At 69.3% G+C, this 13,871-nt stretch carries 16 protein-coding genes; 4 read left to right on the top strand and 12 right to left on the bottom strand.

All coding sequences use genetic code 11. The annotated features are described in order from the left end of the window. Positions 1-29 precede the first annotated feature (29 nt). On the top strand, positions 30-683 hold the full coding sequence (locus AB0C17_RS12295; protein WP_357478337.1) for a Type 1 glutamine amidotransferase-like domain-containing protein: 654 nt from the start codon (positions 30-32) through the stop codon (positions 681-683). A 6-nt stretch (positions 684-689) separates the two neighbouring features. Here AB0C17_RS12295 and AB0C17_RS12290 read toward each other — a convergent pair whose 3' ends face one another. The 3 genes from AB0C17_RS12290 to AB0C17_RS12280 form a co-directional block, all read right to left on the bottom strand. Further along, positions 690-1,613 carry an AEC family transporter gene (locus tag AB0C17_RS12290; RefSeq protein ID WP_357478334.1) on the bottom strand — a complete coding sequence of 308 codons (924 nt, stop codon included), beginning with the start codon at positions 1,611-1,613 and terminating at the stop codon, positions 690-692. 7 nt (positions 1,614-1,620) lie between these two features. Beyond that, positions 1,621-2,133 carry a hypothetical protein gene (locus AB0C17_RS12285; protein WP_140946045.1) on the bottom strand — a complete coding sequence of 171 codons (513 nt, stop codon included), beginning with the start codon at positions 2,131-2,133 and terminating at the stop codon, positions 1,621-1,623. Between the two features lie 62 nt (positions 2,134-2,195). Next, positions 2,196-2,558, bottom strand: a complete 363-nt coding sequence (locus AB0C17_RS12280; protein WP_357478331.1) for a hypothetical protein — start codon at positions 2,556-2,558, stop codon at positions 2,196-2,198. A 125-nt stretch (positions 2,559-2,683) separates the two neighbouring features. Here AB0C17_RS12280 and AB0C17_RS12275 point away from each other — a divergent pair, with 125 nt between their 5' ends. Then, positions 2,684-3,268 (top strand): GIY-YIG nuclease family protein, encoded by a 585-nt coding sequence (locus AB0C17_RS12275; protein WP_357390616.1) that lies wholly within the window; start codon positions 2,684-2,686, stop codon positions 3,266-3,268. Between the two features lie 2 nt (positions 3,269-3,270). On the opposite strand, the gene pyrE is transcribed toward AB0C17_RS12275, so the two are convergent. The 3 genes from pyrE to AB0C17_RS12260 all read right to left on the bottom strand — a co-directional run bounded on the left by pyrE (position 3,271) and on the right by AB0C17_RS12260 (position 4,474). Further along, a complete protein-coding gene (pyrE, locus tag AB0C17_RS12270) occupies positions 3,271-3,795 on the bottom strand; it encodes an orotate phosphoribosyltransferase (RefSeq protein WP_043324701.1) in 525 nt (174 codons plus the stop codon). A gap of 104 nt (positions 3,796-3,899) precedes the next feature. Continuing rightward, complete coding sequence (locus tag AB0C17_RS12265) at positions 3,900-4,118, bottom strand: hypothetical protein (RefSeq protein WP_357478329.1); 219 nt, start codon at positions 4,116-4,118, stop codon at positions 3,900-3,902. After that, entirely contained in the window at positions 4,115-4,474 is a 360-nt protein-coding gene (locus AB0C17_RS12260) for a hypothetical protein (protein WP_357478326.1), read from the bottom strand. The genes AB0C17_RS12265 and AB0C17_RS12260 overlap by 4 nt, the downstream gene beginning before the upstream one ends. 218 nt (positions 4,475-4,692) lie before the next feature. Here AB0C17_RS12260 and AB0C17_RS12255 point away from each other — a divergent pair, with 218 nt between their 5' ends. Together AB0C17_RS12255 and AB0C17_RS12250 are read left to right on the top strand one after the other, a co-directional pair. Next, positions 4,693-5,823 carry a helix-turn-helix transcriptional regulator gene (locus tag AB0C17_RS12255; protein WP_357478324.1) on the top strand — a complete coding sequence of 377 codons (1,131 nt, stop codon included), beginning with the start codon at positions 4,693-4,695 and terminating at the stop codon, positions 5,821-5,823. Next, positions 5,820-6,398: an HD domain-containing protein gene (locus AB0C17_RS12250; protein ID WP_357478321.1), complete on the top strand. Its 579-nt coding sequence runs from the start codon at positions 5,820-5,822 to the stop codon at positions 6,396-6,398. The genes AB0C17_RS12255 and AB0C17_RS12250 overlap by 4 nt, the downstream gene beginning before the upstream one ends. A gap of 61 nt (positions 6,399-6,459) precedes the next feature. Here the strand turns inward: AB0C17_RS12250 and AB0C17_RS12245 are convergent, their stop codons facing one another. From AB0C17_RS12245 to AB0C17_RS12220, 6 genes are all read right to left on the bottom strand, one after another. Next, positions 6,460-7,518, bottom strand: coding sequence for a hypothetical protein (locus AB0C17_RS12245; protein ID WP_357478318.1), 1,059 nt, complete (start codon positions 7,516-7,518; stop codon positions 6,460-6,462). 44 nt (positions 7,519-7,562) lie between these two features. Further along, positions 7,563-8,210 carry a hypothetical protein gene (locus AB0C17_RS12240; protein ID WP_357478315.1) on the bottom strand — a complete coding sequence of 216 codons (648 nt, stop codon included), beginning with the start codon at positions 8,208-8,210 and terminating at the stop codon, positions 7,563-7,565. A 43-nt stretch (positions 8,211-8,253) separates the two neighbouring features. After that, positions 8,254-8,697: a hypothetical protein gene (locus AB0C17_RS12235; protein WP_357478312.1), complete on the bottom strand. Its 444-nt coding sequence runs from the start codon at positions 8,695-8,697 to the stop codon at positions 8,254-8,256. Between the two features lie 364 nt (positions 8,698-9,061). Next, positions 9,062-10,882: an acyl-CoA dehydrogenase gene (locus AB0C17_RS12230; RefSeq protein WP_357478310.1), complete on the bottom strand. Its 1,821-nt coding sequence runs from the start codon at positions 10,880-10,882 to the stop codon at positions 9,062-9,064. A 16-nt stretch (positions 10,883-10,898) separates the two neighbouring features. Further along, the gene (locus AB0C17_RS12225; protein ID WP_357478307.1) at positions 10,899-12,359 is read right to left on the bottom strand and encodes an ATP-binding protein; all 1,461 of its coding nucleotides are present in this window, start codon (positions 12,357-12,359) and stop codon (positions 10,899-10,901) included. A gap of 117 nt (positions 12,360-12,476) precedes the next feature. Further along, complete coding sequence (locus AB0C17_RS12220) at positions 12,477-13,670, bottom strand: alanine--tRNA ligase-related protein (RefSeq protein ID WP_357478304.1); 1,194 nt, start codon at positions 13,668-13,670, stop codon at positions 12,477-12,479. Between the last annotated feature and the right edge of the window lie 201 nt (positions 13,671-13,871).

The following is a 13,871-nucleotide window of genomic DNA, read 5'->3' as shown; positions in this document are numbered from 1 at the left end:
CGCATGACCGCCACGCACAGGAGGCAGGCGTGAAGCTATTACTCACATCCGCGGGTGTCCAGAACCCGAGCATCCACGATGCGCTGGTCGGCCTGCTGGGCAAGCCGATAGCCGAGTCCAACGCACTCTGCATCCCCACGGCGGCCTACCCGATGGGCGGTCCGGCTTCGGCCTGGCGTTTCATCACCGGCCAGACGCCGCTGCCCATGACCGGTCTCGGCTGGAAGTCGCTGGGCGTCCTCGAACTGACGGCGCTGCCCAGCATCGGCGAGGAGCGATGGGTCCCCTGGGTCCGGGAGGCAGACGCCATCCTCGTGCACGGCGGCGACGCGACGTACCTGTGCCACTGGATGCGGCAGTCCGGCCTGGCGGCCCTCCTGCCGTCGCTGCGGGACACCGTCTGGGTGGGATTGAGTGCCGGCAGCATGGTGCTCACCCCACGGGTCGGCACGGAGTTCGTCGAGTGGCAGTCCGCACCCGACGACCGCGCCCTGGGGCTCGTCGACTTCTCGATCTTCCCGCACCTGGGCCTCGAACCGTATAACACCATGGCCGCCGCCGGGAGATGGGCGGCCGAGATCGCCGGTCCGGCGTACGCGATCGACGACCAGACGGCCATCACGGTGGCCGACGGCACCGTCGAGGTGGTCTCCGAGGGAAACTGGAGGCACTTCCCCGCGTAGCGGCAGCTACCCGAGCAGCATGGCCGCCGCGGCCACTGTGGCCAGTGACAGCGTCGTGGTCACCACCACCGCCCGGTTGGCCACCGTCTCGCCGGTGCCGTACTCCTGGGCGAAGATGAACGTGTTCTGCGCCGTCGGCAGGCCCGCGCACACCACCACGGCGAGCAACTGCGGCGCGGGCAGGTGCAGGGCCAGCCCGGCCGCGTACGCGATGACCGGTTGTACGACCAGCTTCAGCGCGGTGATCACGGCGAGCGCGGCGGGCTCGGCCGGTTCGGCCAGTGACGACGCGGTGCGGTGCAGCGACGCGCCGAGCGCGACCAGCGCCGCCGGGGCCGTGGCGCCCGCCAGCAGGGTCAGCGGCGCGGCGGCCGCCGACGGCAGGCGCACGCCCGCAGCCGAGCATGCGACACCGAGCAGCGACGCCAGGATCACCGGATTGCGTACGGGCAGGGAGGCGATCCGGCGCACCCGCACCCGCCCGGCGGGGTCGCGGTGCCGGTCCAGCGCGACCAGGATCACCGGCGTCACCACCAGCACCTGGAGCAGCACCACCTCGGCCAGGAAAGACACGCTGCCGAGAACCTGCGTCGCGATCGGGATGCCGAGGTTCGCCGAGTTCACGTACCCGGCGGCCATGCCCCAGATCAGCCGTTCGCCGGGCTCGTGACCGAACAGCCGGCTCGCGCCGGCCCACCCGGCCCCGATCACCGCGGCGGTGCTCACCCCGAAGGCGAGCAGCGAGCGGCCGGCGAACCCGGACAGCGGCATCCGGGACAGGGCCAGGAACAGGGCGGACGGCATCGCGAGGTGGAACACGAACCGGCCGAGCACGGAGGCAGCCGCCTCGCCCAGCAGGCCCCAGCGACAGGCCGCGTAGCCGATCGCGGTGAGGATCCAGATCGGTACGAACGCCGCCACCAAGCTCATCCGGGCGTCACCGAAGGGCGGACGTCCGTGGCGTAGGAGAGGCGCCGGGTGCGGAGCCGACCACCAGGAAGGTGTTGTCGGGCCACTCGTAGGACTGGTCGCCACCGGGCGGGGCGGGCCGGAGGAAGACGATCCGCACCGTGCGGGGCCACCAGCGGGTCGGCTCCGACCAGGAGCACTGCACCCGCCGCTCCCCCGTGTCGGCGCAGTCCCCGACCTGTTCCCATCCGTCGAGCTGCCCGGCGACGGCGGACCGGACCTGCTCCCAGGCGGTCGTGGACGGCATGGCGTACGTGTCGACCATCGGCCGGCCGCGGTCGTTGCTCAGGTCGACGGAGACCTCGAGCGCCCGGTTGTCGACGACGTCCTCGTACGCGCCTTCCGGCAGCACGGTGGACGCCCCGGACGGCGCCGCGACGGAGACCGGTTCACCGGCCGTCGACCAGCGCACCCCGGCCACCGTCGCCGCGACCACGGCCAGCACGACAATCACCCCGGCGATCACCAGACGAACTCGCACAGGCGGGAGTCTATGAAGATGGCGCCAGCCGGACGAGTTCAGGCAACCCGCCGTCGCGACCGTCAACCCGGATTGCCGCCGTAGAGGGCGACGAGGACGCGGTCCCGCAGGATCTCGTACTGTCGGCGGCACCGGACGGGTGGTCCCGGCGGGCGCTGCTGAGCCTGACCGCCGACAACGACTTCCGACGGCTGGAACTGGTCAGCAGTCAGGTCCACCTCGCGGCCGTCGGCCAGTCGATTCCAGTAGTGGTAGCCGACCCTGGCGTCCCCGGCGTGGACCTCGCCGAGGATCAGCTCTCCGCCGAGCAGGTCCTGAATGATCAGTGCGGTCACCCCGCATTGACCACGGGCTGGGTTGCCGGCGTGCCAATCCTGCACGTCGTGCGGGTCGCAGGTGTCCGCTCCCCAGCCGGCGCGCAGCACCGGCCGCAGCGTCTCCAGGTCGATCGCGAGTGGGACTGATCGTCGGTCGTGCTTCTCAGACGTCACCCGGGAAGGGTCGGCCCTCGACCGGGTCGAGAGTCAAGGGAACCCGCCAACCGCCTAGGATGGTCCCGGTGACCTTCCCCGAACGGCGATCCGCCGACGTCCCGACCGACGAAGAACGGGTCGACGAGGCCCTGCGGTTGCTCTCCGGCCCGCCGGTCGCGCTCGACGTCGCCGTCAAGCGCCTCGCCCGTGGCAGCGGCGTCTACGCCTGGTGGGCCCCGCCCTCGGTCCTTCCCGACCTCCCCGGGCCACCGAACGACAGCGACCCGTCGCGGCGGTTGCTCTATCTCGGCCGGGCAACCAGCCTGCGGGGCCGGATCCTGCGCAACCATCTGCGACGGTCGGGCAGCTCGACGCTGCGCCGCACGCTGGCCGGGCTCCTCGTGTCCGAGGGCTACCGGACGACCTGGACCGACCGCGTCGTCCTGGTCCCCGAGGACGAGACGCGGCTGACCGCGTGGATGCACACGCACCTGCGCCTGACCTGGGCGGAGGACCCCGAGCCGGCGGACATCGAGGCCGAACTCGTCCGGCGTCTACACCCGCCGCTCAACGTCCACGGCGTCGACCCCGAGCACATCCAGGCAGCAGTGGTCGCCGCCAAGAACTCGTACAACGTCAGCAGCGGCCCGGCGCAGCCCTAGCCTTACGCCGTCAGTGCGGCTTCCAGATCCCGGCGGGTGAGGGCAGCGCGGAGGTGCAGTCCCTCGGCCGCCAGGTTCTCCCGGCCGCCCTGCTCGCGGTCGATGGCGCAGACCACCGTCTCCACCTGCGCGCCGACCGACCGCAGGTGTCCGCACGAGGCCAGGAGCGCGCCGCCGGTGGTCACGACGTCCTCGATCACCACGACCCGCAGACCGCTCACGGGCCCGCCCTCGGCCACCTTCGCGGTGCCGTACTCCTTCGCCTGCTTCCGCACGAAGACCGTGGGCAGCCCGGTCAGCTGTGACATCACCGTGGCGATCGGAATGCCACCCATCTCCATCCCCGCCAACACGTCGCACTCCGGCAGCAGAGCGACCATCGCCTCGGCGACCTCGCGCAGCAGCTCGGGCTTCCCCTCGAACAGGTACTTGTCGAAGTACTCGTCGCTGACCTGCCCGGATCGCAGATGGAACCGGCCGGTGAGATGGCAGGTGTCATAGACGCGGCGCGCGAGCGGGTGAGTCACCCGCTCAGTCTCGCATTCGCCGCACGATCGGCCGGGATCACACGATCCGTCGAGTGCGTACCCGTCGCTGTAGTGGAACTTCTCGTCCCCGGCCCGCAACACGCTCACCGCAGCCACCCCAGGAACCGCCGGTGCAACGTCCCGGCCGGCGCCCAGCTCAGATCCGCCGTCGCCCGCACGAGCTGCGCCCCCAGGTACACCGCCAGCGACACCGGCGCGCCCTCGTACTCCGCAAGCAGCTCCCGCCGCCGCGTCGCGCACGGCCACGGCGCACCGCACCCGCCACACGTCCAGACCGGCGGCACCGGCCCGTGGGTGCTCACCCGCGCACCCCCAGGAAGCGGGCGACGCTCGCGCGCGCCTGCCGGCTGGTCGCCCACGCGACCTGCCAGCAGGGGTACGGAGTCAGCCGCGCCCACCACAGCCGGCAACCCACGCACATGCCGTCCAAACCCCGTACGTGCACAGCCAGGATCGCCCGTTCCGCAGTGCTCACTGATCCTCCTGCGGCGGCCAGTGACCGCGATTGATCGGTACGCGGTGGCGGTTCCGGCACGGCAGGTCCGCACCACACCGGCACACCCACCGCCACTTCCGCCACGACCACTTGGGGCGATGCCGACGTGCGAGCGTCAAAGCAGCAGCGATCACGTACTGGTCGTAGGTGACTCGTCTCCACGGTGGTGTCCTCTCCCGCATCGCCGTTTCCTCCGCAGGGCAGCGGAATTCGACCGGTCGCGAATCGCGGACCGGATCTGGAACGTTCGGTAACTGCGACGCTACGATCACGGCGTCGATCACTGGACTCACCAGCGGTACGAGTGAGCCGACCAGGAACGCCACCTCGCGGTCCGCGTCCGGCGAAACGTCGACCACCGGTCAACGTAGGGATGTCAGTTGGCAGGTCACCGCAGTTCCACGCCGCATCGAGGCGAGGTGACGGGCTATCTCCTGAAGCTCGTTCGGGAATCCGTGCCGCTCACCCAAGAACAACTCGCCGCGCATCTGGACGTGGACCGGGTAACCGTTCAGAGCTGGGAGTCGGGGCGCAGACCGTTCACCGCCGTGCCATTCGGTCAGGCCGTTGCGATTCGCCAGCGGCTCGGACGGCTCGGAGCAGACACGAAGCTGCTGGCCGCTCTCGACGATGCCGCCGAGGCAGACCTCATCCTTGCGGCGCTCCTACGGGATGAGGCGGGCCGCTCTCCCATTGTCGAACAACCCCTCGGCTGGTCGGTGCTGACGCACCGCCTGACCGACCTAATCCTCTGGAGCGTTCTCGGACAGACGCCGACGTTCCTCCGGAGTATCCCCACACCCCACCGGCGACGCGGCCCTGTGGCTGCTGCCCCGATCTTGTCCGCCGACGAGCGGCGGGCCTTCTTCGCGCGCCTCCGCATGCTCGCCGAACGTTCGGCGTCCGAACGCGAGCCAGATGTTCTGCTGCACCGGCAAGCCTGCTTCCTTGCCGGCATGGATCCCACAGGCGCGTCCGCGTCATGGCTCGCCCAAGGCACCACCCGGGCGGCTCGTCAGTTCACCCGCTTCCACACCTGGTCACCGCTGTGGCCCGACATGCGTTCGATGGTGACCTCCCTGGCCAACCAGGGAGATCCGGAACCGCTGAGAGACTTCATCACCCACGCTCACCCGGACGATGCGTGCCAGCGTGCCGCGCTCAACTACTCCGCCTACTGGGTCGGTGAGATCCCGTACCGGCATCGCGACGACTCGTTCATGCCGACTGCTCTCGGTGATTGGCGAGGAGTCATGCTGTTCCGGCACCTGGTCGAGCGCCTTGCTATCGGCCATCCGTTTGTCGACCTCAACGTGCACAACCTCTGGGCTCTGCTCATGGCGAGGCGCGGCCTCACCCGCGATGACCTCGCGACCGGGCAGGCACTGGCCGACCGGTGCGCCACGCTGCTCGACAGTGACCAGCTATCCACGCAGTCACGACAAGAACTAACGTCTATCCTCTACAGCCTCCGTGCTGACGGAGTCACCGGTACAGGGACGGGCAGATGAGCGAGGACCAGGACGCCGCAGGAGCCATGAGCTTCATCTTCGAGGCCGGCGTGCTCAAGCGCGCCGCCCGTACCGGCTGGTGGTTCGCCGGCGTGAAGCACCCCGAGTCGATCGCCGAGCACTCGTTCCGCACGGCGCTCATCGGCATGATGCTCGCGGCCATGGAGGGTGCCGACCCGGCTCGGGTCTCGATGTTGTGCGTTCTGCACGACACGCAGGAAACCCGGATAACCGACATCCCGCACATCGCCAAGCGCTATCTCACAGCCGCACCCAACACCGCCGTCACCGCCGACCAGGTAGCCGATTGCCCACCCGCCGTTGCCGATGTGATCAACGCTGCCGTCGCCGAGTACGAGGCCGGCGAGACCTTGGAAGCCATTGTGGCCCGCGACGCGGACAAGTTGGAGTGCCTCGTCCAAGCGGTCGAATACCGGCACCAGGGAGCCGCAGACGTTCAGCGCTGGATCGACAGCTCGCGGGCGGCGCTCAAAACAGCGTCCGCTCACCGCCTCGCCGACGCCGCCCTCAACGGCGCACCGATGGCGTGGCTTAGTCCGCCTCCCCTGACATAGACGCTGGATCCCGCTGGCTTTCACGTCTGCCAATGAGACTGCAATCTAATCTTGTGGTGCCCTACCCAGGTGGCTGTTTCACCAGGATAACGGTTGTTGGGTCGACACCCCGAGCCGCCGCAAGATAGGGTAATTCGTGCTCCCCACCTGACAGTTCGATGGAGGCCCTCCCTGCGAGATGGGCGGAGTTGACTGAATGCCCGTTAGCAACCGAAGAGTAGAGGGCTGCAGCGTAGTTAAGGGCGTCGCCGTCCTCGATGCTGTCTGTCATACCGATCGCCAGGGGTGCGAAGCGCTCGACGAGCGCGTCGGCCGTTCCAGCGGACTTGCAGGCGTTGAAGACGATCAGGGTCGGCGGGGAGTCGGTCGCTCGGCAAGCTGAGGCGAAGGCGCTTGCAGTCACCACGACGCCGACGTGGAAGTGATCTACATCTTCCTCAAAGGAGATCAGCCGCTCACTGCCATGCCCGGAGAAGTGGACGATATGAGGGCGGAATTTGGCGATTCCATCCTGCAAGTCCTGCGTAGTGGCTGAAAGGCGCACGTCGATCTCTACTTGATCACAGTGCAGCGCAGCCTCAACTGCTCGACGGATTCTGGTGTGCTCTCGTGTGACGCGGAGGTCTCCCTCCGAGGACGCGCCCAACATGAGAATACGAAGCTTTTCGGCTTTCGGGGCGCTGAGTGCCCGCAACACCTGCTCCGACATGGTTATTCTCTCCTGCGAGGATGCGACCTGCTGGGCAAGCTGGCGTTGCTGGGCCTGCGCTGCTCGCTGAGCGAGGGCCTGCTGACGGACGGCTCGTTGGCGTTCAGTTGCTTCCGCTTTCGCAATCTTGGTTTGCAGCTTCGCTGCATCGGAGCCGAACCCAGCAGCTTTGGCCTCTAGCGCAGATGCTTCTCGACCGTACTTGTTGGCAACTTCTAAGGCCCGGCTGGCTTCGCGTCTTTTGCTTTGAGCTTGGGAAGGGTTACGAGTGCGGCTGACTGCTTGATCGGCTTTGGCCGCGTCGACGCGCTTGCGGGCCTCCTTGCTGCGCAGGTCCGCAGCCCTGCTCGCACAGTCCGACTGCGCCTTCTGCTTGCGCTCCAGTTCTCGCCGATCCTGCTGGATACTCACGAGTCTCCTATCGAAGTGATCGATGCTAATGCTAAGCGCTGCCGCTACTGGCCTTCCCATACACGAGTTGCCGGACCGGTGAACTCAAGATCGTTGGTGCGCGTTAGAAACGACGCCCGGGATTCGGTGGATAGATGAGTGTTCAGGTCGAATTGAAGAAGCTGGCGCCACCTGTCTTTCTGCCACCATCGGCGCGGAGCAGCCCGAACCTCAACGGTTACGACGTAGGGGCCGTCCGCGAGCGTCGTGGGTGGACCGTCCCACTGAAACTCGACGAACTTCTCCACCATCCCTCGACCGCCCACTGCGAATGGTGCGTTGTATGTCCGCGAATCGGAATAAACATCGTCCCGACAGGCAATCCACGGCATGATCTTTGGTAGAGCGACAGCATCGACCGATGCTGCAGCATCCCGGCGCTTAGCGTCGGGTAAGTCGACCCGCAATCGAAGCCCAACCACCGCCAATGGCGCTGGTGCCGGATTATGAATCACCAAGGGCAGAACTATCATGATCTTGTGTGGCCCAAAGGCGGCTGCGTAGACCTGCGGCGGATAGCTGTGCAACCGGCCACGGCGAACCTGAATCCACCAAAATGATCCGATCGTGAAGAAAAGGGCAGATACAGACGCCACCAGCCCGGGAGTAATCCACGCGTCTGAGGCACCGACGACTGACTTCACGAGAGGCATAGGCGCACGCTACCGCAGAGGAGCCTTGAGCTGCACCAGCGAATCAGGCCGAAGCTATCCAATACTGCACCGCCACGGCAATGTCGCCGAGGTTGCTGCCGTCCTCCTGCTCGACGTACCGCCATAGCGGCCATCCGCAGCCGTGAAGTTCGGCCCAGCCGCGCACCGCCGGCGCTGGCAGCTCGTTCTCGACAATGACGCTGGCAGAGCCCGTGACAGTTCCGCACCCAAAACGGACCGGCACGCCCCCGATGCTGCGCCACCTGATCAGGAAGCGTTGGTTGGCGCAGCCATTCATGGTGGCTGGATAAGGGTCGTCCGAGTGGTGGGGCGACAAAGATAACCAATCCCCACAGAACACCCGCAGGTGAGCTTCCCACTCGCGACTGAGACGCCAGCCCTGCAGAACAGCAGGAAAGCCTGGGCCCTCATCTGCATGGATCGAATTCCCTACGTTGGCGCTGTTCCACAGAAGCGTGTCGTCCACAGTCAGACAGTAGCGCGGCAAGAAGCACTTGCACGATCAGCCCCGGCCTGACTCACGGCGACCATCGTCTACGAACTCAATCATGCGGACTTTCGTATGCACGGCTCGCGCGGTCAATTTCAGCCACTGCAGCCTCTCAAGCCGCCGACAAGCCGCACCAACCGTCGCGGATTCTCTCAAGCCAGTACAGCGATACGATCACGCCGCGCCAGCGAGCTCCTCGGCGGCTACCTCATGGAGGATCGCGGCTCGGCACACCGCACATTCACCGCATCGCCTCGGCCGCAAGAGCCGCACGATGTAGACGGAGGCTGTTCCGAGGTCAGCGCCGGTAGGGTCAGCGGGTGAGAAAGACGGTTCCCGCTCAGAACCAGCTTTCGCGCATTTCCAGCGTCGTCCGGTCCAGCCCCTCCAGCAGGTCGAACTGCGCCCCCACCTTCGGCAACTCCCACCTGTAGAAGTACCGCGCCGCCTGCCTCTTCCCCGCCAGGAACTCCCCCTCGGCCCCGTCCGGCGATCCCAGCGCCTCCACCGCCAGCACCTGCTCCAGCCACATCCACGCGATCACCACGTGCCCGACCGCCTCCAGGTACACCGAGGCGTTCGCCAGCGCCAGCTCCGGATCGCCCGGCGCCCACAGCCGCCGCGTCACCACGGCGATCCGGTCCACCGCGACGGCGAGCTGACCGGCCAGCTCCGAGGCGAACCCCTCCGCCTTCCAGGCCCGGGTGACGGTGCCGCGGATCGTCTCCAGCAGCAGTTCCAGCGCGGCGCCGTCGCGCATGGTGACCTTGCGGCCGAGCAGGTCCAACGCCTGGATGCCGTGGGTGCCCTCGTGGATGGCGTTGAGCCGGTTGTCGCGCCAGTGCTGTTCGACGTCGTAGTCGCGGGTGTAGCCGTACCCGCCGTGCACCTGGATGGCCAGGTCGTTTGCGGCCAGGCACCACTGCGCCGGCCAGCTCTTCGTGATCGGGGTGAGCAGGTCCAGCAGCAGTTGTGCCCGCTCGCGGTCGGCCTCGGCGGGCGCGGTCTTCTGCTCGTCGAGCAGCCGTCCGCAGTAGAGCACCAGCGCGAGCGCGCCCTCCACGTAGCTCTTCTGCGCCAGCAGCATCCGGCGTACGTCGGGGTGGGCGACGATCGGCACCTGCGGCGTGGTGGGGTCCTTGTCGGCGACCGGGCGGCCCTGCGGGCGCTGCCGGGCGTACGCGACGGACTTCAGGTACGCGGTGTAGCCGAGCGCGGTGGCGCCGGCCCCGATGCCGATGCGCGCCTCGTTCATCATGTGGAACATCACCGCGAGCCCCTGGTGCGGCTTGCCGACCAGGTAGCCGACCGCCCCGGCGCGCCCGTACGGGCGGTGCACGCCCTCGCCGAAGTTCAGCAGCGTGTTTGTGGTGCCCCGGTAGCCGAGCTTGTGGTTGAGGCCGACCAGCACCACGTCGTTGCGCGGCCCGAGGTTGCCGTCGTCGTCGAGCAGCACCTTCGGCACGATGAACAGGGACAGGCCCTTCACGCCGGGCGGCGCTCCGGGGATGCGGGCCAGCACCAGGTGGACGATGTTCTCGGCCAGCTCGTGGTCGCCGCCGGAGATCCACATCTTGGTGCCGACGACCCGGTAGGTGCCGTCGTCCTGCGGCTCGGCCCGCGTGGTGAGGTCGGTCAGGGAGCTGCCGGCCTGCGGCTCGGACAGGCACATGGTGCCGAAGAACCGGCCCTCGACCATCGGACGGACCCAGGTGTCGATCTGCTCGGTGCTGCCGTGGGCGAGCAGCAGGTTGGCGTTGCCGAGGGTGAGCATCGGGTACGCCGACGTGCCCACGTTCGCGGCCTGGAACCAGGCGAACGCGGCGGCGGCCACCGCGTGCGGCAGTTGCAGGCCGCCCACCGACTCGTCCATGGTGGCGGCGAGCAGCCCGGTCTCGGCGAACGCCGCCAGGGCGGCCTTGACCTGCGGGATGGTCCGCACCCGCTGCCCGTCGAACGTGGGTTCGCCGGTGTCGGCGGCCCGGTTGTGCGGGGCGAAGCGTTCGGCGGCGACCCGCGCGGCGAGGTCCAGCACCTCGTCGACGGTCTCCCGGGTGTGCTCGGCGTAGCGGGGGCGCTCGGTCAGCCGGGTCACGTCAAGCCAGTCGTGCAGCAGGAACGCGAGGTCACGGCGGGACAGCAGCAGATCGGACGAGGACAATGTGGACTCCTTCCGGTCAGCCGCGGCGCAACCCGGCAACGGCCTCCCGCAGGTCATCCTGACCGATCGGAGCCGGCGGCGCACCCTCCGCCGCCTCCCGCAGTGCCTTGGCGAGTTGCACCCGGCGCAGTGCCTCCCGCAGGTCCGCGCCGGTCAGACCGGCCGTGTCGGCCGCCAGGGCGGCCGGGTCGAGGTCGTCGGCGAACATTTTGAAGCCCGGCCGTTCGTGCCGCTCGATCAGCTCGCGGACCATCTTGGTGAGGATCTCGGCGCGTCCGTTCTCGTCCGGCGCCGGAATGGCGATCTTCAGGTCGAAGCGGCCGGAGCGGATCAGCGACGCGTCCACGCGCTGCGGGAAGTTGGTGGTGGCGACCACGATGACGTCGGGGTTCTCCTCGAACAGCGTGTTCATCTCCTGCTTGAAGATGCCCGCTACCGCGTTGACCGCCTGGCTGGCCGCGTCGCCGCCCGCGCCGGCGTAGCTGATGATCGAGTCGAACTCGTCGAACAGCATCACTGTGGGCCGCCGGTAGCGGCGTGCCTCCCGGAAGATGCGCTTGATGTTGCGTTCCGAGCCGCCGAGGTACTTGTCCAGGATCTCCGGGGTACGGATCTCCACGAAGTCCGCGCCGACCTCGTTGGCGAGGGCCCGGGCCAGCATGGTCTTGCCGGTGCCGGGCGGCCCGTACATCAGGATGCCCTGTGGCCGGCGCGCGCCCCAGCGGGCCATCGCCGCCGGGTGCCGGAACGACACCGCCACCTCGCGGAACCGCGCGACCACGTCGGACAGCCCGCCGACCTGGTCGAGGGTCACCGCCGCGCTGCGCGGCCCGGCCGCCGTCACCGGTCGCCGCCCCACGAGGTACGTCCGTCCGCGCAGCACCGTCGGCTCGTCGCTGTCGCCGGACAACTCGCGTACGGCCTGGAGCAGCAGGCCCAGCACGGCATGCAGGTGCGCCGGTCCCACCTCGGCGCTTGGTACGTCGGCGCGGATGCGTACCGTGCCGTTGGCCTGGTCGACGCGGGGCCGCAGCCCGGCTTCCCGGGCCGTGCGCAGCACCTCCCGGCCGGCCTCGTCGCCCGGCGGCGCGGCGAGCGTGGCGACCGGTCGCGGCCAGATCCGCCGACCGGCCTCCGCGGCGATCCGGCCCACCGCGGCGGCCGGGCCGTCGCCGCCGCGCGCGGCCAGCCGCTCGGCGAGCAGCACGCCGACCGGCCCGGCCAGACCGAGGGCGAGCAGGTCCGCCGGTGTGTTCTCCACCCGCAGGTACGCCTCGAAGCGGTGCACCGGCTGCCCATCTGCGGCGTCGGCGCGCACGGTGCAGCGCATCTCCCGCACCGGGGCCGGGAAGTCGCCGTCGACCAGCAACTCCACCGGCCCGTCGACGGCGGCGGCGAGCAGCCCGGCCGCGCCGGCGATGCGCACCTCGGCGCCGAGCAGCGGCACCGTCTCCTCGTCCGGCCGTACCTCGGTCATCGGCTGCCCTCTCCTCGCGGCGGCGTCCGCTTCCCTCGCGTGGCGTCCGCCTCCGAGTCTGGCACCGCCCCGGCCGGGCGGCCACCGCTGCGCCGCCGCCGCTCACCCGGCCGCCGCTCAGCTCGCGTCGGCGAGCAGGCCGTCGACCAGGTCGCGGGGCAGTCCGTGGGTGTCGTGCAGCCAGTGGTAGTCGCGCTCGGACAGCGGCCCGCGCGCCCGTACCCGGTCGACGAGCGGCCGTCCGCGTCGCAGCAGCCCCCGGAAGCGGCGTTCCTCGTCCACGAGCGTCGCGTGCGGCGAGCCGACGTCGACCGGCCGCGTGCTCCGATCGGGCAGCTGGCGGAAGCGGTGCAGCGTGTCCGCGTACAGCTCGGGCGGCAGCTCGTCCAGGCTGCGCGCCGGGTCGTCGCGCCACAGCACTGTGAGCGCGCGGCGCAGCAGCCGCCGCAGCACGTACCCGCGACCGGTGTTGCCGGGGCGTACCCCGTCACCGAGCACGACCACGGCGGACCGCAGGTGGTCGGAGACCACGCGCAGGTCCTCGCCGCGCAGGTCCCACCGCTCCGCCACCTCGTCCACCCATTGGCGCAGGCCGTCGCCGGTGAACACGGACCGGTCGCCGCGCAGCACCATCTCCAGCCGTTCCAAACCCATGCCGGTGTCGATGCTGGAATGCGGCAGCGGCGTGAGCCGCCCGTCGGGGTGCCTGTGGTAGCGCATCTGCACGTGGTTCCACACCTCCACCCAGCGTGCGTCGGTGCTGGGTGTGCCGGTGGGCGGGCCGTCGCCTGTCCACACGAAGATCTCCGAGTCCGGTCCGCAGGGGCCGGTCGGGCCGTTGGACCACCAGTTGTCCTCGCCCAGCGCCTCCACCGGCACGCCGAGCGCGGTCCAGGTGTCGCGCGCGGTGTCGTCCGGCCCGAGCCGGTCGTCGCCGCCGAACACCGTCGCGTGCAGCCGCCCCGCCGGGATGCCGAACCCGTCGGTGAGCAGCTCGAAGCCCCAGCGCAGGCTGGTCGCGATGTCGTAGTCGCCGAGCGACCAGGAGCCGAGCATCTGGAACACGGTCAGGTGCGTGTCGTCGCCTACCTCGTCCAGGTCCGTCGTGCGCAGGCACCGCTGCACGTTCGCCAGTCGCCGTCCGCCCGGGTGCGGGCGCCCCAGCAGGTACGGCGTGAGCGGGTGCATGCCGGACGTGGTGAACAGCACCGGGTCGCCGGGCGGCGGGATGAGCGAACTCTCCGGCGCGTCGCGGTGGCCGTGCCTGTGGTAGTGGTCGAGGAACGTCCTGGTGATGTCGTCTGGTGTCATGGCGGGTGCCTTCCGGGTACGGGTGACCGGACGGCCCGCCGCGCGCGTTGACGTCGACACGACGACGCCGGCGGACCGTTTCCGGTCGCCGGCGTGGGTGTGGGGCAGGTCAGGCGGCGGCAACCGGCGAGCGGGAAGCTCGCGCGGCCGCGGCGGTGAAGGTGCGCCTGCTCTGCATACCTCGACGGTAGCCCGGTCCGC

Source organism: Micromonospora sp. NPDC048887 (genome assembly GCF_040649715.1).
Taxonomy (GTDB): Bacteria; Actinomycetota; Actinomycetes; order Mycobacteriales; family Micromonosporaceae; genus Micromonospora.
This window is presented reverse-complemented; position numbering and strand designations above follow the sequence as displayed.